General features: G+C 41.2%; 21 protein-coding genes. 16 read left to right on the top strand and 5 right to left on the bottom strand.

Translation table 11 applies throughout. From position 1 onward, the window contains the following. Window positions 1-107: 107 nt before the first annotated feature. The 3 genes from AC0L0O_RS00810 to AC0L0O_RS00820 all read left to right on the top strand — a co-directional run bounded on the left by AC0L0O_RS00810 (window position 108) and on the right by AC0L0O_RS00820 (window position 6,344). Window positions 108-4,127: a beta strand repeat-containing protein gene (locus tag AC0L0O_RS00810; RefSeq protein ID WP_473785607.1), complete on the top strand. Its 4,020-nt coding sequence runs from the start codon at window positions 108-110 to the stop codon at window positions 4,125-4,127. Between the two features lie 173 nt (window positions 4,128-4,300). Then, window positions 4,301-5,314: a GTP 3',8-cyclase MoaA gene (moaA, locus tag AC0L0O_RS00815; protein ID WP_001157133.1), complete on the top strand. Its 1,014-nt coding sequence runs from the start codon at window positions 4,301-4,303 to the stop codon at window positions 5,312-5,314. 16 nt (window positions 5,315-5,330) lie between these two features. Next, complete coding sequence (locus AC0L0O_RS00820; protein WP_473785608.1) at window positions 5,331-6,344, top strand: molybdopterin-synthase adenylyltransferase MoeB; 1,014 nt, start codon at window positions 5,331-5,333, stop codon at window positions 6,342-6,344. A gap of 38 nt (window positions 6,345-6,382) precedes the next feature. Here AC0L0O_RS00820 and moaC read toward each other — a convergent pair whose 3' ends face one another. Beyond that, window positions 6,383-6,868: a cyclic pyranopterin monophosphate synthase MoaC gene (gene moaC / locus AC0L0O_RS00825; RefSeq protein WP_000094141.1), complete on the bottom strand. Its 486-nt coding sequence runs from the start codon at window positions 6,866-6,868 to the stop codon at window positions 6,383-6,385. An 83-nt stretch (window positions 6,869-6,951) separates the two neighbouring features. Between moaC and moeA the strand changes: the two genes are divergently transcribed. From moeA to AC0L0O_RS00860, 7 genes are all read left to right on the top strand, one after another. After that, on the top strand, window positions 6,952-8,241 hold the full coding sequence (moeA, locus tag AC0L0O_RS00830) for a molybdopterin molybdotransferase MoeA (protein WP_072191511.1): 1,290 nt from the start codon (window positions 6,952-6,954) through the stop codon (window positions 8,239-8,241). Then, a complete protein-coding gene (gene mobB / locus AC0L0O_RS00835) occupies window positions 8,205-8,726 on the top strand; it encodes a molybdopterin-guanine dinucleotide biosynthesis protein B (RefSeq protein WP_473785609.1) in 522 nt (173 codons plus the stop codon). Before moeA ends, mobB begins: the two co-directional genes overlap by 37 nt. Further along, the gene (gene moaE / locus AC0L0O_RS00840; protein WP_473785610.1) at window positions 8,723-9,187 is read left to right on the top strand and encodes a molybdopterin synthase catalytic subunit MoaE; all 465 of its coding nucleotides are present in this window, start codon (window positions 8,723-8,725) and stop codon (window positions 9,185-9,187) included. The genes mobB and moaE overlap by 4 nt, the downstream gene beginning before the upstream one ends. Window positions 9,188-9,189: 2 nt before the next feature. Then, window positions 9,190-9,423, top strand: a complete 234-nt coding sequence (gene moaD / locus AC0L0O_RS00845; protein WP_000621794.1) for a molybdopterin converting factor subunit 1 — start codon at window positions 9,190-9,192, stop codon at window positions 9,421-9,423. Window positions 9,424-9,516: 93 nt separating this feature from the next. Further along, on the top strand, window positions 9,517-9,936 hold the full coding sequence (locus AC0L0O_RS00850; protein WP_000732106.1) for a DUF3888 domain-containing protein: 420 nt from the start codon (window positions 9,517-9,519) through the stop codon (window positions 9,934-9,936). A 36-nt stretch (window positions 9,937-9,972) separates the two neighbouring features. Then, window positions 9,973-10,830: a glucose uptake protein GlcU gene (gene glcU, locus AC0L0O_RS00855; RefSeq protein ID WP_000350858.1), complete on the top strand. Its 858-nt coding sequence runs from the start codon at window positions 9,973-9,975 to the stop codon at window positions 10,828-10,830. A gap of 13 nt (window positions 10,831-10,843) precedes the next feature. Then, window positions 10,844-11,629 (top strand): glucose 1-dehydrogenase, encoded by a 786-nt coding sequence (locus AC0L0O_RS00860; RefSeq protein ID WP_473785611.1) that lies wholly within the window; start codon window positions 10,844-10,846, stop codon window positions 11,627-11,629. Between the two features lie 72 nt (window positions 11,630-11,701). On the opposite strand, the gene AC0L0O_RS00865 is transcribed toward AC0L0O_RS00860, so the two are convergent. Beyond that, entirely contained in the window at window positions 11,702-12,196 is a 495-nt protein-coding gene (locus AC0L0O_RS00865) for a CarD family transcriptional regulator (protein WP_001982618.1), read from the bottom strand. Between the two features lie 256 nt (window positions 12,197-12,452). Between AC0L0O_RS00865 and AC0L0O_RS00870 the strand changes: the two genes are divergently transcribed. Next, window positions 12,453-12,689, top strand: a complete 237-nt coding sequence (locus tag AC0L0O_RS00870) for a DUF2553 family protein (RefSeq protein ID WP_000533800.1) — start codon at window positions 12,453-12,455, stop codon at window positions 12,687-12,689. A gap of 1 nt (window position 12,690) precedes the next feature. Then, the gene (locus tag AC0L0O_RS00875) at window positions 12,691-12,873 is read left to right on the top strand and encodes a sporulation protein Cse60 (protein WP_000621751.1); all 183 of its coding nucleotides are present in this window, start codon (window positions 12,691-12,693) and stop codon (window positions 12,871-12,873) included. Window positions 12,874-12,907: 34 nt separating this feature from the next. Here the strand turns inward: AC0L0O_RS00875 and AC0L0O_RS00880 are convergent, their stop codons facing one another. After that, on the bottom strand, window positions 12,908-13,135 hold the full coding sequence (locus tag AC0L0O_RS00880) for a DUF3973 domain-containing protein (protein ID WP_000498984.1): 228 nt from the start codon (window positions 13,133-13,135) through the stop codon (window positions 12,908-12,910). Between the two features lie 423 nt (window positions 13,136-13,558). Between AC0L0O_RS00880 and AC0L0O_RS00885 the strand changes: the two genes are divergently transcribed. Both AC0L0O_RS00885 and AC0L0O_RS00890 read left to right on the top strand, forming a co-directional pair. Further along, entirely contained in the window at window positions 13,559-13,990 is a 432-nt protein-coding gene (locus tag AC0L0O_RS00885; protein ID WP_473785612.1) for an SRPBCC family protein, read from the top strand. Continuing rightward, window positions 13,991-14,314, top strand: a complete 324-nt coding sequence (locus AC0L0O_RS00890) for an ArsR/SmtB family transcription factor (RefSeq protein ID WP_000098837.1) — start codon at window positions 13,991-13,993, stop codon at window positions 14,312-14,314. A 31-nt stretch (window positions 14,315-14,345) separates the two neighbouring features. Here AC0L0O_RS00890 and AC0L0O_RS00895 read toward each other — a convergent pair whose 3' ends face one another. Then, on the bottom strand, window positions 14,346-15,782 hold the full coding sequence (locus AC0L0O_RS00895; protein WP_001228027.1) for an MDR family MFS transporter: 1,437 nt from the start codon (window positions 15,780-15,782) through the stop codon (window positions 14,346-14,348). A gap of 284 nt (window positions 15,783-16,066) precedes the next feature. Continuing rightward, window positions 16,067-17,338, bottom strand: a complete 1,272-nt coding sequence (locus AC0L0O_RS00900; protein ID WP_473785613.1) for a BaiN/RdsA family NAD(P)/FAD-dependent oxidoreductase — start codon at window positions 17,336-17,338, stop codon at window positions 16,067-16,069. A 253-nt stretch (window positions 17,339-17,591) separates the two neighbouring features. Between AC0L0O_RS00900 and AC0L0O_RS00905 the strand changes: the two genes are divergently transcribed. Together AC0L0O_RS00905 and AC0L0O_RS00910 are read left to right on the top strand one after the other, a co-directional pair. Beyond that, window positions 17,592-19,244, top strand: a complete 1,653-nt coding sequence (locus tag AC0L0O_RS00905) for a putative polysaccharide biosynthesis protein (protein WP_001284051.1) — start codon at window positions 17,592-17,594, stop codon at window positions 19,242-19,244. Between the two features lie 41 nt (window positions 19,245-19,285). After that, window positions 19,286-20,014 (top strand): pseudouridine synthase, encoded by a 729-nt coding sequence (locus tag AC0L0O_RS00910; RefSeq protein ID WP_001234934.1) that lies wholly within the window; start codon window positions 19,286-19,288, stop codon window positions 20,012-20,014. Window positions 20,015-20,053: the final 39 nt, after the last annotated feature.

Raw genomic sequence — 20,053 nt, forward strand, 5'->3', positions numbered from 1 at the left:
AAAGTAGTATTGGTGACGTTGTTAGAAAATACAATTTAAGTAGAAGGTGCGTTTTTATATGAAATATATTTTATAGTTGTACTTTACCTTTCAAGGTGGTGAAAGTAATGGAAGGAAATGGTGGTAAATCCAAAATAAAAAGTCCATTAAATTCCAATTTCAAGATATTGTCAGACCTAGTTGGCCCTACTTTTCCTCCAGTTCCAACTGGAATGACAGGGATAACGGGAAGTACGGGAGCGACGGGAACCACGGGAGCAACCGGAGAAACAGGTCCAACGGGAAGTACGGGAGCAACGGGAACCACGGGAGCAACCGGAGAAACAGGTCCAACGGGAACCACGGGAGCAACCGGAGAAACAGGTCCAACGGGAACCACGGGAGCAACCGGAGAAACAGGTCCAACGGGAAGTACGGGAGCAACCGGAGAAACAGGTCCAACGGGAAGTACGGGAGCAATGGGAACCACGGGAGCAACAGGAAGCACAGGTCCAACAGGAAGTACGGGTCCGACAGGAGAAACGGGATCGACAGGAAGTACGGGAGCAACGGGAAACACGGGAGCAACCGGAGAAACGGGAGCGACGGGGCCAACGGGAAGCATCGGAGCAATGGGAACCACGGGAGCAACCGGAGAAACAGGTCCAACGGGAAGTACGGGAGCAACAGGAAGTACTGGGGTAACAGGAAGTACGGGTCCAACAGGAGAAACGGGAGCAACCGGAAGTACGGGTCCGACAGGAGAAACGGGAGCAACAGGAAGTACAGGTCCAATAGGAGAAACGGGAGCAACGGGGCCAACGGGAAGCATCGGAGCAATGGGAAACACGGGTCCAACGGGAGCAACAGGAGAAACGGGATCGACCGGAAACACGGGTCCAACGGGAGAAACGGGAGCAACAGGAAGTACTGGGGTAACAGGAAACACGGGTCCAACAGGAGAAACGGGAGCAACCGGAAGTACGGGAGCAATCGGAAACACAGGTCCAACAGGAAGCACGGGAGAAACGGGAGTGACAGGAAGTACGGGTCCAACCGGAAACACGGGAGCAACAGGAAGTACTGGGGTAACAGGAAACACGGGTTCAACCGGAGCAACAGGTCCAACGGGAAGTACGGGAGCAACGGGAGCAACGGGAAACACGGGTCCAACAGGAAGCACCGGGGTAACCGGAAATACGGGAGCAACCGGAGCAATAGGTCCAACGGGAAGTACGGGTCCAACAGGAGAAACGGGAGTGACAGGAAGTACGGGTCCAACAGGAAATACGGGAGCGACGGGAAATACCGGTCCGACAGGAGAAACGGGAGTGACAGGAAGCACCGGTCCAACAGGAAGTACGGGAGTAACCGGAAACACGGGAACAACGGGATCGACCGGAAACACGGGAACAACGGGATCGACCGGAAACACGGGTCCAACGGGAGCAACAGGAAGCACAGGTCCAACGGGAGAAGCGGGAGCAACAGGAAGTACTGGGGTAACAGGAAGTACGGGTCCGACAGGAGAAACGGGAGGAACAGGAAGTACGGGTCCGACAGGAGAAACGGGAGCAACAGGAAGTACAGGTCCAATAGGAGCAACCGGAGAAACAGGTCCAACGGGAAGTACGGGAGCAACCGGAGAAACGGGATCGACCGGAAACACGGGTCCAACGGGAGAAACGGGAGCAACAGGAAGTACTGGGGTAACAGGAAACACGGGTCCAACAGGAGAAACGGGAGCAACCGGAAGTACGGGTCCAACAGGAAATACGGGAGCGACGGGAAATACCGGTCCGACAGGAGAAACGGGAGCAACAGGAAGTACTGGGGTAACAGGAAACACGGGTCCAACAGGAGAAACAGGTCCAACGGGAAGTACGGGAGCAATCGGAAACACAGGTCCAACAGGAGAAACGGGAGTGACAGGAAGTACGGGTCCAACGGGAGAAACGGGAGCAACAGGAAGTACTGGGGTAACAGGAAACACGGGTTCAACCGGAGCAACAGGTCCAACGGGAAACACGGGTCCAACAGGAAGCACCGGGGTAACCGGAAATACGGGAGCAACCGGAGCAATAGGTCCAACGGGAAGTACGGGTCCAACAGGAGAAACGGGAAGTACGGGTCCAACGGGAGAAACGGGAGCGACAGGAAACACGGGAGCAACGGGAAATACAGGAGCAACAGGAAGTACGGGTCCAACAGGAAATACGGGAGCGACGGGAAATACCGGTCCGACAGGAAACACGGGAGCAACAGGAGTAACAGGAAGCACCGGGGTAACAGGAAACACGGGTCCAACCGGAGCAACAGGTCCAACGGGAAGTACGGGGGCGACGGGAAATACCGGTCCAACAGGAGAAACGGGAGTGACAGGAAGTACGGGTCCAACAGGAAATACGGGAGCGACGGGAAATACCGGTCCGATAGGAGAAACGGGAGTGACAGGAAGTACGGGTTCAACGGGAGAAACGGGAGTGACAGGAAGTACGGGTTCAACCGGAAACACGGGTCCAACAGGAGAAACGGGAGTGACAGGAAGTACGGGTCCAACCGGAAACACGGGAGCAACAGGAAGTACGGGTCCGACAGGAGAAACGGGAGCAACGGGAAACACGGGTCCAACAGGAAGCACCGGGGTAACCGGAAATACGGGAGCAACCGGAGAAACAGGTCCAACGGGAAGTACGGGAGCAACCGGAGAAACGGGAGTGACAGGAAGTACGGGTCCAACAGGAAGCACCGGGGTAACCGGAAATACGGGAGCAACCGGAGAAACAGGTCCAACGGGAAGTACGGGTCCAACGGGAGAAACGGGAGTGACAGGAAATACGGGTCCAACAGGAGAAACGGGAGTAACAGGAAGCACCGGGGTAACAGGAAATACGGGTCCAACAGGAAGCACCGGAGCAACGGGAAACACGGGTCCAACAGGAGAAACGGGAGCAACAGGAAGTACTGGGGTAACAGGAAGTACGGGAGCAACAGGAAGTACTGGGGTAACAGGAAGTACGGGAGCAACGGGAAATACAGGAGCAACAGGAAGTACGGGTCCAACAGGAAATACGGGAGCGACGGGAAATACGGGTCCAACAGGAGAAACGGGAGCGACAGGAAATACGGGTCCAACAGGAGAAACGGGAGTAACAGGAAGCACCGGGGTAACAGGAAATACGGGTCCAACAGGAAGCACCGGAGCAACGGGAAACACGGGTCCAACAGGAGAAACGGGAGCAACAGGAAGTACTGGGGTAACAGGAAGTACGGGAGCAACAGGAAGTACTGGGGTAACAGGAAGTACGGGAGCAACGGGAAATACAGGAGCAACAGGAAGTACGGGAGCAACAGGAAATACGGGAGCGACGGGAAGCACAGGTCCGACCGGAAGCACCGGAGCAACGGGAAACACGGGTCCAACCGGAGAAACAGGTCCAACGGGAAGTACGGGAGTAACAGGAAATACGGGAGCAACCGGAAGCACCGGGGTAACAGGAAACACGGGAGCAACAGGAGCAACAGGAAGCACCGGTCCAACGGGAAGTACGGGAGTGACAGGAAGTACAGGGGCAACAGGAAGCATCGGAGCAACGGGAGCAACAGGAAGCACAGGTCCAACAGGAAGCACCGGAGCAACGGGAGTAACGGGAAGTACAGGTCCGACCGGAAGCACCGGAACAACAGGAAATACGGGAGTAACAGGAGATACCGGTCCAACAGGAGCGACCGGGGTTAGCACAACTGCAACGTACGCGTTTGCGAATAATACATCAGGAAGTGTTATTTCTGTTTTGTTAGGTGGCACGAATATTCCGTTACCAAACAATCAAAATATTGGACCGGGAATAACTGTTAGTGGTGGGAATACTGTATTTACAGTTGCGAATGCAGGGAATTATTATATAGCCTATACAATTAATTTAACAGCAGGTTTACTTGTAAGTTCTCGTATAACTGTAAATGGCAGTCCGCTTGCGGGAACGATAAACTCCCCGACAGTGGCTACTGGTTCATTTAGTGCAACAATAATTGCTAGCTTGCCTGCTGGAGCTGCCGTTAGCTTACAACTATTTGGAGTAGTTGCGTTGGCTACATTATCTACGGCAACGCCAGGAGCTACTTTAACGATTATTAGATTGAGTTAATAAGAAGAAAACCTTGGGGCTTTTATGCTTCAAGGTTTTTTATCTCCTTATTTGCATGTAGTCTCATTGATTAGGAAAGTTTTACTTTATTCACATGAGTAAAAACATCGCAGTTCAAAAATATATTATAATAGAATGAAAAGAGAGAAATTTGGCAGAAAGGGAGGGTGGCGATGCAGGAGATGGTTACAGATTTTTTTGAACGCCCACTTCAAGATTTACGCATATCTGTCATTGATCGTTGCAATTTTAGATGTACATATTGTATGCCAGCGGAAGTGTTTGGGCCAGATTATGCTTTTTTGAAAGATGAGTTTTTACTGACGTTTGATGAAATTGAGCGTGTAGCAAAACTATTTGTTAGCATCGGTGTACGAAAAATTAGACTTACTGGTGGCGAGCCACTACTTCGTAAAGATTTAGCAAAACTTATTGCACGTCTCGTGAAAATTGACGGGCTATTAGATATAGGGTTAACGACCAATGCAATTCATTTAACAAAGCAAGCGAAAGTATTAAAAGAAGCTGGATTACATAGAGTAAATGTTAGCTTGGATGCAATAGATGATGATGTATTTAAGGCTATTAATGGCCGGAATATTAATACGAAACCTGTTATAAAGGGGATTATGGCTGCAAAAGAAGCAGGACTTGATGTAAAGGTAAACATGGTTGTGAAAAAAGGGATGAACGATCATCAAGTACTTCCGATGGCTACGTATTTTAAAGAGCAAGGAATCCCGCTTAGGTTCATTGAGTTTATGGATGTTGGTAGTACAAATGGATGGAACTTTGATCAGGTCGTTACGAAGCGAGAGTTAATTGAGATGATTCATCGCGTGTATCCGCTTGAGCCAGCTGAAGCGCATTATTTTGGTGAAGTTGCGAAGCGATATCGTTACGTTGGAACAAATATTGAAGTCGGTTTTATTACTTCTGTTTCTGAGTCCTTTTGTTCTTCTTGTACGAGAGCGAGAATTTCGGCAGATGGAAAGTTTTATACTTGTTTGTTTGCGACAGAAGGTGTCGACATAAGGGAACTTCTTAGAGCAAAGCTTTCAGATGATGAGCTATTAAGCGTTATACAAGATGTATGGATGAATAGAAAAGATAGGTATTCGGATGAACGGACAGAAGAAAGTGCGAAAAATCGTCCGAAAATTGAAATGTCTTATATAGGAGGATAAGAAGGGAGGCTATCGTATGCAGGAGCGATATTCAAGGCAAATATTATTTTCTGGTGTTGGAGAAGAAGGACAGAGAAAAATTAGAGAGAAGCATGTGCTTATTATTGGTGCTGGAGCTCTTGGTGCAGCAAATGCAGAAGTGATTGTTAGAGCAGGTGTTGGAAAAATAACAATTGCGGATCGTGATTATGTAGAGTGGAGTAATTTACAAAGGCAACAATTATATACAGAAGAAGACGCAAAGCAGTATAAACCGAAGGCGGTAGCAGCGGCAGAGCATTTAAAAGCGATTAATTCTGAGGTGGAAATAAATCCGGTTGTGACTGATGTAACAGTGCAGGAAATGGAAGAGTTAGTGAAGGATGTAGATTTAATATTAGATGCGACAGATAATTTTGAAACGCGTCTTCTTATTAATGATATTTCACAAAAGTATAATATTCCGTGGATATATGGTGGTTGTGTCGGAAGCTACGGAGTAACGTATACAATTGTACCAGGGAAAACACCGTGTTTCCGCTGTTTAATGGAGCATCCAGCAAGCGGAGCAACATGTGATACAGCTGGTATTATACAGCCGGCGGTGCAATTAGTAGTTGCGCATCAAATAACAGAAGCGTTGAAAATATTAGTAGAAGACTTTGAGGCACTTCGTGAAACGATGTTATCGTTTGATCTTTGGAATAATCAACAGATGGCATTTAAAGTGAATAGACAGAAAAAAGACACGTGTTTATCTTGCGGAAGGTTACGTACATATCCGAGTTTAACTTTTGAAGCACAAACAAAAACAGAAGTGTTATGTGGCCGGAATACAGTACAAATCCGTCCAGGTGTGCGAAATGAATTTAATTTAGAAGAAATTAAAAAGCGCTTACAAAGAAGTGTGGATGTAAAAGCTACTCCATATTTAGTATCGTTTCTGGTAGAGGAATTTCGTTTTGTTTTATTTACAGATGGTAGGGCGTTTATTCATGGGACGAATGATATAAATGTAGCAAAACGTTTATATACAAGATACATAGGTTGAACCTAAAGAGAAACCCTTTAGGTTCAACAGAGAGAGGATCAAGACTTTCTCGTATAATCTCCACTTTTTCCACCTGTTTTTTCAAGTAAGTACGTTTCGCCAATAATCATACCTTTATCAACAGCTTTACACATATCATACACAGTAAGGGCAGTAGCGGAAGCAGCTGTTAAAGCTTCCATTTCAACACCGGTGCTACCTTCTGTTTTAACTTTTACTTCAATAAGTAATCGATATTGTTCATCGGATTGTTTCCAATCGAAAGAAACGTCAACACCTTTTAATAATAAAGGATGACACATTGGGATAATATCAGAAGTGCGTTTCGCAGCCATAATACCAGCGATTTGTGCAACTGCTAATACGTCACCTTTCCCGATTTCATTATGAGAGATTTTATCGTAAATTTCTTTCGTAACGACAATGCTAGAGCACGCAATTGCTGTTCGAACGGTTGCTTTTTTGTCGCTTATATCAACCATCTTCGCGCGTCCTTGGTCATTAAAGTGTGTGAATGAAGACATGGAATTCCTCCTTGAAGTAATTTCTATTCAATATATAAAGTTTAATCGAGATAAAAAAAATTGCAAATATGGGGTGAGAAACGATGGTAGAAAAACGAATTCCGATTCAAGTTGCTGAGGCAGTAGAGAGAGTAATGGAATATGCGAAAATTGGTGAAGTAGAAGAGGTTTCTATTACGGAAAGTTACGGGAGAATTCTTGGGGAGGATGTTGTCTCTGATCATGACGTTCCTCATTTTGATCGTTCTCCTTACGATGGTTTCGCAATTCGAGCAGAAGATACGAAAGAAGCAAATCAAGAGAATGCAATTGAGTTTGAAGTAATAGGGGAAATCGGGGCTGGATCTGTTTTTACAGAAGAAGTAGGATCTTTTCAGGCGGTTCGTATTATGACAGGAGCAGCTATTCCAGCAGATTGTAATGCAGTCGTAATGCTAGAATTGACGGAAGGTTTTGAGAAGAACGGAAAAACATATATGAAGTTAAAGCGTCCTTTTCATAGTGGCGACAATGTGTCATTTAAAGGAGAAGATATAAAACAAAATCAAGTTCTCGTTAAGAAAGGTGCTGTAATCAATCCAGGTGTTGCGGCCTTATTAGCGACGTTTGGATACAGTAATGTGAAGGTTGTAAAACAGCCAGTTGTTGGTATTGTGACGACAGGAAGTGAATTGTTAGAAGTACATGAGTCATTACAGCCGGGGAAAATTAGAAATAGTAACTCTTATATGATTGCCGCCCAAATTATGAAAGCTGGGGGTAAAGTCCGTTATTATGGTCAACTTGCCGACGAGTTAGATGCATGTTTTACAGCCGTTCAATCGGCGATAGAAGAGGTGGATATTTTAATTACGACAGGCGGTGTGTCGGTAGGAGATTATGACTACTTACCGGCTATTTATGAAAGGTTACAGGCGAATGTACTCTTTAATAAAATAGCGATGAGACCGGGCAGTGTAACGACAGTAGCTGAAGTGGATGGAAAGTTACTTTTCGGTTTATCAGGGAATCCGTCAGCTTGTTATGTGGGATTTGAGTTATTTGTGCATCCGGTTATAAAAACTTATTTGTATGCGAAGGAACCACACGTATATAGAGCAGATGCTATTTTACAAAAAGATTTTCCAAAACCAAATCCGTTTACTCGTTTTGTAAGAGCGAAGGTGACAATCGTGGACGGGGCATTACACGCGATGCCGGTCGGTTTAGATAAATCGAGTGCGGTATCTTCACTTGCAGATGCGAATGCTTTTATTGTGTTGCCTGGAGGAACGAGAGGTTTTGAGGCAGGGATGAAAGTGTCTGTATTATTGTTAGAGCACGCTGAGGGATGTGATTGGCCGTGGGCAAAGCCCCTTCAATCTTACAAATAGTAGGGTATCAAAATAGCGGGAAAACAACACTTGTTGAGAAAATTGTACATGTATTAACTGAAAGCGAAATGAAAGTTGCTACCATTAAACATCACGGACACGGAGGTTTTCCAGAAGTAGCGCAAAAAGATAGTGAAAGGCACCGAAAGGCCGGTGCTATCGTAAGTAGTGTAGAAGGTGCTGGATTACTTTCCCTTTCTTCATTAAGAGAGGAATGGTCTTTGCAAGAAATTATTCGCTTATATGAGTTTTTTGAAGTAGATACAATTTTAATTGAGGGTTATAAACAAGAGAGCTATCCGAAAGTAGTGTTACTTCGTTCTGCGGAAGACGTTGAGCTTTTACATAAAGTAGAGAATATAGTAGCAGTTATTACGTGGTATGATGCTCCTACAAACTTACGAGAAGAATATAAAGTATTTCATATAACAGAAGACGAATTGTACATAGACTGGTTTTTACAAACGGTAAGGAGTGCGAAATGACAAATACGTATTATGAAGTAATTGATACAGAAATCTCAATTGAAGAGGTAGCAAAGAGAGTAATTCGCCGCGAATGCGGTGCTGTTACAACATTTATTGGAACGGTTAGAGAGTTTACGAAAGGGCGCCGTACATTATACTTAGAATATGTCGCTTATAAAACGATGGCAGAAAAGATGCTAGAGAAAATCGGATCAGAAGTGAAGGGAAAATGGCCAGGTACACACGTTGCGATTACACATCGCATCGGTACACTGCAAATTTCTGATGTCGCGGTTGTTGTAGCTGTTTCAACGCCGCATCGTAAAGCGGCCTATGAAGCAAATGAATATATTATGGAACGCATAAAACAAATTGTTCCGATTTGGAAAAAGGAGTTTTGGGAAGATGGAGACTCTTGGATTGGCGATCAATTAGAAAAAACGCCATATCCGGCGGGAGAGCCTGGGAAGGAGCTATAAGTATGATTCGAGTATTGTTATTTGCTAACTTACAAGAAGAAGCAGGAAGAAGTGAATTACAAATAGAGAAAGAAAGTATTACGGTTGCAGAGTTAAAAGATGTTGTTGCAAAAGAATATAATGTACCAGTCACAGAACCAATTATGGTTGCGATTAATGAAGAATATGCAAATGAAGAAGATACGATTCAATCTGGTGATGTTGTTGCACTAATCCCGCCAGTGAGCGGTGGTTAATATTGGATTCATTAAAACGACTTTCCTAAGTAGGGAAAGTCGTTTTTTTATGGCGTTTTTGAGAACACTAACGTATAGAACAAGGAGGGCGTTATGAAAAAATTATGTGTAATGCTAACAATGATATGCTCTATCTTTTCCTTTTTTCCAAGTTATTCTTTGGCAAAAGAATCGAATGAACAACTTTTAGAAAGTGCGCTATTAAATCGATATTATTCTGTGATAAGACAAGTGACGGAAGACCAATATGAATGTGCTTCAGTTATCAATATAAAGCGTCTCGGCAAGAATGGTGAGTTCGTTCCTAGATATGAAGTGACGCTACAATTTCTTACATTTCAAGGAGCGCATAATCCACCGAATGATAAAGTTACGCTTACTTTGGAAGATTATTTAGATCACGTAAGGATAAAGAAAGTGGAGCGAGAAAAGAATGTTTCTGGTGCTATTGCAGAAAAGATTTGTGAAAGGGAAAAAGAAAAAATAAAAGCTCACTCTACTGATTCAGAGTGATAACCTATGACATTTAGTAAAGAAAGGTAATGAGCGATGGATATATTTTTAGCGATTTTACCAGCTATATTTTGGGGAAGTATTGTGCTATTTAACGTAAAACTGGGCGGGGGGCCTTATAGTCAAACGCTCGGTACAACGTTTGGCGCACTTATTTTCTCGATTGTTGTTTATATTTTTATGAAACCAGTGTTGACCCCAACTGTTATCGGAGTTGGAATTGTGTCAGGCTTATTTTGGGCGCTTGGTCAGGCGAATCAATTAAAAAGTATTGATTTAATGGGCGTTTCGAGAACGATGCCGATTTCAACGGGACTTCAATTAGTTTCGACGACTTTATTTGGAGTCATCGTATTTCATGAGTGGTCCACAACAATATCAGTCGTCCTTGGTGTATTGGCGCTTGTGTGTATTATTATCGGTGTTATTTTAACATCGCTTCAAAGTGAAGAAGAAAAGAATGCAGAGCAAGCGGGGAATTTTAAAAGGGGCATTATCATTTTATTAATTTCAACAGTCGGTTATTTAGTTTATGTAGTAGTGATTAGACTATTTAACGTAGATGGTTGGTCAGCTTTGTTACCACAAGCAGTTGGTATGGTGTTAGGAGGGATTTTGCTTACTTTTAAACATCATCCATTTAATAAATATGCAATACGAAATATTATTCCAGGATTAATTTGGGCAGCTGGAAATATGTTTTTATTCATTTCACAGCCGCGTGTTGGAGTGGCAACAAGTTTCTCGCTATCGCAAATGGGAATTATTATTTCGACACTTGGCGGGATTCTTATATTAGGTGAAAGAAAAACGAAACGCCAATTAACGGGTATCGTTGTCGGTATCGTTTTTATTATTGCCGCCGGAATTATGTTAGGTATAGCAAAAAGTTAAAGGAGGTATGGAAATGTATAGCGATTTAGCAGGAAAGGTTGTCGTTATTACAGGATCAGCAACTGGTCTTGGGAGAGCGATGGGAATAAGGTTTGCCAAGGAGAAAGCGAAAGTGGTTATTAACTATCGCTCACGGGAGTCAGAAGCGCATGATGTATTAGAAGAAATTAAAAAAGTAGGCGGAGAGGCGATTGCTGTAAAAGGTGATGTGACGGTTGAATCTGATGTTGTGAACCTCATTCAATCTGCTGTGAAAGAGTTTGGTACGCTTGACGTTATGATTAATAATGCAGGGATAGAAAATGCGGTACCGTCGCATGAAATGCCGCTTGAAGATTGGAATAAAGTAATTAATACAAATTTAACAGGCGCTTTTTTAGGAAGCCGTGAAGCGATTAAATATTTTGTAGAACACGATATTAAAGGATCTATCATTAACATGTCGAGTGTTCATGAGAAAATTCCGTGGCCGCTATTCGTGCATTATGCAGCCAGTAAGGGCGGTATTAAATTAATGACAGAAACGTTAGCGATGGAATATGCACCAAAAGGTATTCGAGTAAATAATATTGGACCAGGTGCAATTAATACGCCGATCAATGCAGAAAAGTTTGCTGATCCTAAAAAACGTGCTGACGTAGAAAGTATGATACCGATGGGCTACATTGGAAAACCAGAAGAAATTGCAGCAGTAGCAACTTGGCTCGCTTCGTCAGAGGCGAGTTATGTAACTGGAATTACGCTATTTGCAGATGGCGGAATGACGTTATATCCATCGTTTCAAGCTGGACGTGGGTAATAGAAAAGGACGAAGAGATAAAACTCTTCGTCCTTTTTTTACAAAAAAAAATAGCGGCCAGCTATTTTAAATTTAGTGATTCATTGTATCTTGAAGATATTCTGTTGCTTGATGTTCAGAAACATTTTGTACGAGTGCAACTTCACTAATCATCATTTTTCGGGCGTTATCTAGCATTTGTTTTTCGCTCGCATTTAAAGCTCTCTCTTTATTGCGGCGAAGTAAATCTCGAACAACTTCTGCACTATCTTGCAGATTGCCGTTTTTCATTTTTTCCATATTCATTGTATATCTTTGTTTCCAGGAAAGTGATGTATCTGATTCCCCGTTTTGAAATTCAAGAAGTATATCATCTAACGTACCTTTATCTACGATATAACGAATACCTGATTTTTGTAATTGATCCATCGGAAGCATTACTTGCATATCTTTACTAATGATACGTATTACACAATATTGACGTATTGTTCCTAATATTTCTTTCTCTTCAATGGCTTCGATGACTCCTGCGCCGTTCATTGGATAAACGATTTTATCACCAATTTGAAACAAATCATCCACCTCCATATGTGGTAACCATCTTTAATGATAGCATAAGTTAATTAAAATGTCAAATTTTATATAATACCATAATAATTATATTTGAGTCAATAAGTAAAAGCTCTTTTTATATATATATTTTTTTGCTTTTATTTATGGATGATTTTTTTAGAAAAATAGTACAGGTGGAGAAAGGAGGCATATCCACTTATTTTTAAGCATAAAATGTAAAATCGCTAATACAATATACCTAAATCCGTTCTTTGCAAAGGAGGGAGAGAAGGTGGGGCGCACAATAAAAATTGATATTACAAATAAAGTGGTAGCTAAATTTAGACCAGATTATTTGGAATTGTATACGAGTAAATTTATGATAGGTAAGTTTTATGTCTATACTGAAGGTAAACAATATGTGTTAGAAGACGGATATATATATGAAGACGGAAAGTTTTATCGCATCATAGATACGCACCGTGGCAATAATCAAGCGGCGGAGGGCTGCGATCTAGGATGGTGTTAACATGATTCGTGTAAAAGTATTTGATGAAAGTCACGAAAAAGACTTAGAAGACGCTGTAAATGTTTTTTTGAAAAAGATTGATGATAGTAACTTTGTAGACATTAAGTACCAAGTCGGTGTTTCTATTAACGATGACGAAAATCAAATTTATTGTTTTTCAGCAATGATCGTTTATAAAGCATAAAAAAGAGCTGGATGAGCCAGCTCTTTTTTATGCTTTATGTTGGGACAACATGTGTCGGTAATACGTTCATAATAGATTGGGTTGCGCCTAATTTCTTTGTCGTTAAAAGAGGCTCCCCTGTCTCATGATTTTGGGCATCTTTACACATACCAAGGTGATAACGATCACCTAAAAATGGATCAATATAAAAACCGTTTTTAAATACTTTATCATTCGGATGTTTTTCATGGTGAATATCAGAGCAGTTAATGCAATAGAACATAGCTTTCATCCCCTTTTTATTTTTGTTTGAAAAAAGTGAGTCGGCAGTCATTTCGCTCCTAAGGAAATGTTGAGGAGAAGAGAAATAACTACCGACTCAAATGGTGGGCATATTCCTTCTGATTTTTTATATCTCGCGTAGTGTCCCTGAGGGAAGGAGGAGAGACGAAATACGCATGATATACGTAAGGCGCTTCTTTCAAGATGAATGATGGAGTTTCATGTTGAGAGAAGTTTTTATTTTTTGTTGCCTTTGTGAGTATATTATGAGGAAATGTGCAGAGGGTGTTTGTCCTGTTGAAAAAATGTTGAGAATTTCTCAACAGTAAAAAAGAGTTAGCGTTGACATGAAACTAAAAGGTGTTATATTATCTAAATGAAACCAAAAGGTGTTATATTTGAGGCCGAATAAAGGAGAATGAAAATGGAACAACAACATACATTAACTGATATTAAACAAACGATCGTTTTTAACGCGTCTATTCAAAAGGTGTGGAATGTAGTATCCACTGCAGAAGGGATTGCCTCATGGTTTATGCCAAATGATTTTGTATTAGAGGTAGGACATGAATTTCATGTGCAATCACCGTTTGGACCATCACCATGTAAAGTGTTAGAAATCGATGAGCCAAACTATCTATCTTTCTCATGGGATACAGATGGCTGGATTGTTTCATTTCATTTGAAGGACTTAGGGGATAATGAAACAGAATTTACGTTAATTCACGGCGGCTGGAAACATCCTGATGAAATTCTTCCGAAAGCGAATGCGAAGAGCTCTATTATTCGCGACAGAATGAGCGGAGGCTGGGTAGCAATTGTAAATGAAAAACTGAAAAAGGTTGTCGAAGGCTAAGTGTCCTCATCAGCAGCGAAATATGATGTATTTCAAGCAATTGCTGATCCAACCCGCCGAGAAGTAATACGGTTATTAAGTGATAAAGAGTTACCGATTTCCAAAATAACGGATCATTTTCCGATGAGTCGTACCGCGGTTGTAAAGCACCTTCATATTCTTTCGGAAGCGAATTTAGTAAGCGGAAGAAAGAGCGGAAGAGAGAAGATATATCGCTTGCATCCAGAACCATTAGAGGAATTACAACAGTGGCTCTCATATTATGAACGTTTTTGGGATAATAAATTGTCCATGCTGAAACATATTGTGGAGAATGAAGAGTAAAAGAGGATGACCGAAATGGTCATCCTCTTTCTTATTGCTCACTTGTTTGTGTAGCGGGCTTTAATAAAAGCCAAGCGATAATTAATGTACATACTGCTAATACGAAAGTGCTCATATAAATAACGTGTACACTTGATGCTAATGCAGATTGTGATTCAGTTACTACGTTTGCTGTAGCTCCGCCGTGTCCGCCAGATACAAGATCAAGGTTTTTAATGCCACGTGCGTGAATCATCGTATTAAAGATTGTACCGAATACTGCCGCACCTAATGTTTGGCTAAATGTATTAATAAATGTGTTTAAACCAACGGCTGTTCCGCGTGTATGAGCTGGTACGGCTGCTTGAATTGTTACCATGTAAATAGGTGTTACAAGCCCCATTCCTAAGCCAAATAATCCGACTGCTACATAAATAAGGAACGATGGTGAATTTGTTGATAATGTAAATAATAAGAACGTAGCGACTGATAAAATGCTAGCTCCAAGTAAAATGATTTGTTTCGTTTTTAATTTGCCGACTAAGTTACCGGAGAAAATAGCGCCAAATGTCCACATAACAGGGATTGGCATTAAAATAAGTCCGGCTTCTGTCGCATTTTTTCCTAATACACCTTGGCTCCAAATTGGAAGGTACATTGTAATACTAATAATCATTGCGCCAGCGATAAGCGTTAATATATTTATCGTAGATAATGTACGGTTAGAGAAAAGTGCTAGCGGAATTAATGGTTCCGGAGATTTTTTCTCGATGAATAAGAAAATAATGAATGAAACGACGGCGAAGATTAATAGGCCGATAATTGTTACATCTCCCCAGTTTTGCTTACTGCTACCTGTTAATAATGCGTATAGTAGAGCAATCGTACTTAGTGAGAATACTGTTGCACCAAGATAGTCGATATGGTGCTTAGCAGGCTTAATAGATTCTTTGTAATAAATTGCAATCATTAAGCAAGCGATAATTCCAAATGGAACGTTTAAGAAGAAAATATAACGCCAAGAAAGAGAATCAACTAAAAATCCGCCGACTAATGGTCCGATAACACCTGAGACGCCCCAAACAGCACTCATCCAGCCTTGTGCTTTCGCGCGGTCTTTCGCTTCGCTATATAAGTCTCCAATAATCGTCATTGTGATCGGCATAACAGCACCAGCACCGATACCCTGAAGTGCGCGGAAGAAGATTAATTGTTCCATTGATGTAACGACACCGCAAAGTGCAGAACCGACTAAAAAGATTGTAGCTCCAATAAGTAAAACTTTTTTACGGCCAAATAAATCAGCTAGCTTTCCGTATATTGGAGTTGAAACCGCTGTGGCAAGCATGTAAATTGCGTAAACCCAGCTAACAAGTTCAACGCCTGACAAATCACTCGTTATACGAGGGATTGCTGTACTAACAATCGTTCCTTCTACTGCAGAAAGAAACGTCATTAGCATTAAAGACATCATGACTTTTTTTCTCATATGTTTTCCCCTTACCCTTTTTCAAATATTCAACAATATAAAATATAAAGGTACTAAGGTATATAAAGCAACAAAAAAGCAATGGGAAGTTACATGGAGCGGATATTTGTTGCTTCTTGTCGGTAAGTCGATATATTTGAGAAATCGCCGATATAAGTTGTAGAATCGCTGATAAATTTGGAAAATCGCCGATAAAATTACAGAATCGCTGATATATCTGCGTAATCGTCGATAATAATTTCATGTACCTATAAAAAAAGAAACAGGAATCCCTGTTTCTCAGTTTAATATTGCATTTTTGCATTTTCTCCAGCTGTTGTTCCGGCGATTCTACCAGTAACGAGAGCAGATGTAATGTTATAGCCACCAGTATAACCGTGAATATCAAGAACTTCCCCGCAGAAATATAAGCCGTTCGTGAATTTAGAAGACATTTCTTTTGGGTTAATCTCTTTAACAGATACACCGCCGCCAGTAACGAATGCTTTTTCAATTGACTGCGTACCATTTACGTTTACAGTAAATTCTTTAAAGTCTTTCACAAGTGCACGAATTTTTTCGTGAGAAACTTGTCCAGCTTGTTCGCTACCGTCAATTTCATTTTTTTCTAATAAGAATAGGAAGTAACGTTCAGGTACATAACCTTTTAACACGTTTTTAATTCCTTTTTTCGGATCTTCTTTCATTTGTTTCAGCATGCGCTGGAATAGTTGTTCACTATTTTCTTCTGGCAATGCATCGATGCTCATTTTCACTGTATTCGTTTTGAACTTCTTCAGTGCTTTTACAACGAATTGACTACAGCGAAGGGCAGCAGGACCAGATAAACCGAAGTGAGTGAAGAGCATGTCCATTTTGTGAGAAATGATTGCCTTTCCTTTCGGGTTTAATACACTTAAGTTTACGTCTCGCAAAGCAAGTCCTTGTAATGAACGATCTTGAATAAATGGTTCGTTTGAAAGGATTGGTACTTCTGTTGGGAATAATTCTGTAATTGTATGTCCAGCTTTTTTAGCCCAAGCATATCCGTCGCCAGTAGAACCAGTTTGAGGAACAGATTTTCCGCCAACAGCGATAACGACGTGATTTGTTTCTAGCACTTCGCCAGTCTTTAGTACGACTGCTTTCGTTTGACCATTTTCATATTCAATCGTTTCAACAGGTGTATTCGTGCGGATCTTTACACCTAAATCTTTTAATCGTGTTAAAAGTGCGTCTACTACCGATTGCGCTTTATTTGAAACAGGGAACATGCGGCCATGATCCTCTTCTTTCAGTTTTACACCAAGATTTTCGAAGAATGTAATAATATCTTCATTATTAAAAATAGAAAAAGCGCTGTATAAGAAGCGGCCATTTCCTGGTATATGTTTAACGATTTCATCAAGTGGTAGACGGTTCGTTACGTTACAACGGCCACCACCTGAAATCGCAAGTTTACGCCCTAGTTTATTTCCTTTATCAAGAAGTAAGACGCTTGCGCCTTCTTCTGCAGCACCGATTGTAGCCATTAGCCCAGAAGGCCCGCCGCCGATGACAATAACATCATAATGCATAATATATCGACCTCATTTTCTACATTTCCTGCCTAAAAGAATAGCATGTTTTCCCTTAAAAGAAAAATAGAGTGAAGTACTGCTTAAGGAGAGAATTGTGGTACAATACAAAAGTTAGAGTTCAGCACTATCCTGCTATTTGTGGACCATAGGACTAAAACCTTAAGATTTAAGGGAAGTCTAATAGTTCTCGAATGCTCGAATAGTAAATTAATTATAGTTTCACTTTATGTAGATGTAGGAGGATTTTTGTATGTCCGATTCGAAATTTCTGCGCGGAACGCTCATCGTTACGTTAGGGACATTTTTAGTGAAGTTCTTAGGCATGATTTACGTCTTTCCGTTTCATGCATTAGTAGGGACAGAAGGCGGAACGCTCTATACATATGGATACATTCCATATACGATCTTTTTAAGTATTGCAACGGCAGGGGTGCCGCTTGCTGTTTCAAAATTCGTTTCCAAATATAATGCGCTTGGCGATTATAAAACGAGCCGGAGAATGTTCCGCTCGGGAATGGTTATGATGATAGTAACAGGAGTTCTTTCATTCCTAGTACTGTACATGACGGCGCCGTTGTTTGCAGAAGCAATGCTTGGTAAACAAAGTGTACACAGTAATATAGGAGAAGTTACGACGATTATTCGTCTTGTGAGTTTTGCACTTATTGTTGTGCCGGCAGCAAGTTTAATTCGTGGTTATTTCCAAGGTCACCAATCGATGGGACCAACTACTGTTTCGCAAATTATTGAACAAATCATTCGTATCGTCTTTTTATTAGCGGGTAGTTTTATCGTTATTAAAGTACTTGGCGGTACAGTTGCAACGGCAGTTGGGGTAGCGACATTTGCTGCATTCGTTTCAGCAGTTGGAGCGCTCGGTGTACTCATTTGGTACTGGCTAAAACGTAAAAAACATTTGGATCAATATTTAATTGAACAAACTGTACCAGAATCGACAGTGAGTACTGTTCAATTATTTAAAGAATTATTTGCATATGCGATTCCTTACGTTGTAATTGGGTTAACAATTCCTTTATATCAACAAATTGATACATTGACATTTAACTCAATTATGCAAGCGATTGGCCAAGGTGATATTGCAGAGCGAGCGCTCGGTATTTTCACAATGTGGACGCATAAATTAATTATGATTCCTGTATCACTTGCGACAGCGTTTAGTTTGACGCTCGTACCAGCGATTACAAAATCATTTACTGAAAAGCAATACCGTTATTTAAAGTTACAAATTACACAAACATTCCAGGCAAATATGTTCTTAACATTGCCAGCAGTTGTCGGTATTTCATCACTTGCATATCCGATTTATACTGCGTTTTACGATTCAGATCCATTAGGTGGACAAGTATTAATGTGGTATGCACCGGTTGCGTTGTTATTTGCTTTATTTACAGTAACAGCGGCAATCTTGCAAGGTATTAACCAACAAAAGCATGCGATTATCGCACTTATAATGGGTGTTATTTTGAAATTTGTATGTAACGTAGTCTTTATTCGTTACTTCGGTACAGTAGGGGCAATTCTAGCGACAGCTGTTGGTTTCTTAGCTTCTGTTTGGTACACAAATCAACAAATTAAAAAATACGCACACTATTCATTCGGTGTTGTATATAAGAGAACATTCCAAATTGCAGTATTAACACTTGTAATGGTCGTTACGGTGAAATTATCACAATGGATTCTGTCCTTCATGATTTCGCCTGATAGCCGAATTGGTGCTCTTATTACAGTTGCGATTTGTGCAGGTCTTGGCGGCCTTGTTTACGGATTGTTAGCGATTCGCACAGGAGTACTTGAAAGAGTATTTGGCGGGGAAGCGTTAGAGAAGATCCAACGTAAACTTGGCAATAGATTCAAAATAAAGTTGAAATCAAAAGGGGCGTAATTACGTCCCCTTTTCTATGATAAATAAAGAAGGTGAAAAACGTGAGATTAGATAAATTATTAGCAAATATGGGATATGGTAGTAGAAAAGAAGTAAAGAAATTATTGAAAGACGGCGTTGTGAAAATTGATGGAATATCGGTGAAAGATGCAAAGGTTCATGTAAATGTAGAAGAACAAGAAGTTATGATTCACGGTGAAGTTGTGGAATATAAAGAGTTTGTTTACTTAATGATGCATAAACCACAAGGCGTTATTTCAGCGACAGAAGATGATAATCATGAAACGGTAATAGATTTATTAGAGTTAGAGGATGCAATTTTTAATCCGTTCCCAGTTGGAAGACTTGATATTGATACAGAAGGTTTCTTATTAATAACAAATGACGGGAAGTTATCACATCAATTGTTATCTCCGAAAAAGCATGTGCCGAAAAAATATTATGCACACGTTGCAGGAGTAGTAACGGAAGAGGATGTAAAAGAGTTTGCTAAAGGTGTTATTTTAGATGATGGCTATGAGACAAAGCCAGGTGCTCTTACAATATTAAAAAGCGATGATATTTCTGAAATCGAGCTTGTCATTACAGAAGGTAAGTTCCATCAAGTGAAGCGTATGTTTGAAGCGGTAGGGAAAAAAGTAGTCTACTTAAAGAGAACAGAGATGGGACCGTTAGTGTTAGATGAAGAGCTTGAACTTGGACAATACCGAGAGTTAACAGATGAAGAAGTAGAGATGTTAAAAACATATCAAGTAGACAATGAGAAATAGTGCTATTTTTAGGCGCAGAAAAGACCCCTTTCTAATGAG

It is taken from the genome of Bacillus sp. GS3m_15504 (genome assembly GCF_055825275.1).

What these genes read in the sequence shown, in the direction of transcription:
- moaC (WP_000094141.1), bottom strand. Translation starts at nt 6,868, where the DNA reads ATGTCTTCATTCACACACTTTAATGACCAAGGACGCGCGAAGATGGTT.
- AC0L0O_RS00880 (WP_000498984.1), bottom strand. Translation starts at nt 13,135, where the DNA reads ATGTTCTATTGCATTAACTGCTCTGATATTCACCATGAAAAACATCCG.
- moaA (WP_001157133.1), top strand. Translation starts at nt 4,301, where the DNA reads ATGCAGGAGATGGTTACAGATTTTTTTGAACGCCCACTTCAAGATTTA.
- AC0L0O_RS00810 (WP_473785607.1), top strand. Translation starts at nt 108, where the DNA reads ATGGAAGGAAATGGTGGTAAATCCAAAATAAAAAGTCCATTAAATTCC.
- AC0L0O_RS00820 (WP_473785608.1), top strand. Translation starts at nt 5,331, where the DNA reads ATGCAGGAGCGATATTCAAGGCAAATATTATTTTCTGGTGTTGGAGAA.
- moaE (WP_473785610.1), top strand. Translation starts at nt 8,723, where the DNA reads ATGACAAATACGTATTATGAAGTAATTGATACAGAAATCTCAATTGAA.
- AC0L0O_RS00860 (WP_473785611.1), top strand. Translation starts at nt 10,844, where the DNA reads ATGTATAGCGATTTAGCAGGAAAGGTTGTCGTTATTACAGGATCAGCA.
- AC0L0O_RS00900 (WP_473785613.1), bottom strand. Translation starts at nt 17,338, where the DNA reads ATGCATTATGATGTTATTGTCATCGGCGGCGGGCCTTCTGGGCTAATG.
- AC0L0O_RS00885 (WP_473785612.1), top strand. Translation starts at nt 13,559, where the DNA reads ATGGAACAACAACATACATTAACTGATATTAAACAAACGATCGTTTTT.
- AC0L0O_RS00895 (WP_001228027.1), bottom strand. Translation starts at nt 15,782, where the DNA reads ATGAGAAAAAAAGTCATGATGTCTTTAATGCTAATGACGTTTCTTTCT.
- moaD (WP_000621794.1), top strand. Translation starts at nt 9,190, where the DNA reads ATGATTCGAGTATTGTTATTTGCTAACTTACAAGAAGAAGCAGGAAGA.
- AC0L0O_RS00865 (WP_001982618.1), bottom strand. Translation starts at nt 12,196, where the DNA reads ATGGAGGTGGATGATTTGTTTCAAATTGGTGATAAAATCGTTTATCCA.
- glcU (WP_000350858.1), top strand. Translation starts at nt 9,973, where the DNA reads ATGGATATATTTTTAGCGATTTTACCAGCTATATTTTGGGGAAGTATT.
- moeA (WP_072191511.1), top strand. Translation starts at nt 6,952, where the DNA reads ATGGTAGAAAAACGAATTCCGATTCAAGTTGCTGAGGCAGTAGAGAGA.
- AC0L0O_RS00850 (WP_000732106.1), top strand. Translation starts at nt 9,517, where the DNA reads ATGAAAAAATTATGTGTAATGCTAACAATGATATGCTCTATCTTTTCC.
- AC0L0O_RS00875 (WP_000621751.1), top strand. Translation starts at nt 12,691, where the DNA reads ATGATTCGTGTAAAAGTATTTGATGAAAGTCACGAAAAAGACTTAGAA.
- AC0L0O_RS00905 (WP_001284051.1), top strand. Translation starts at nt 17,592, where the DNA reads ATGTCCGATTCGAAATTTCTGCGCGGAACGCTCATCGTTACGTTAGGG.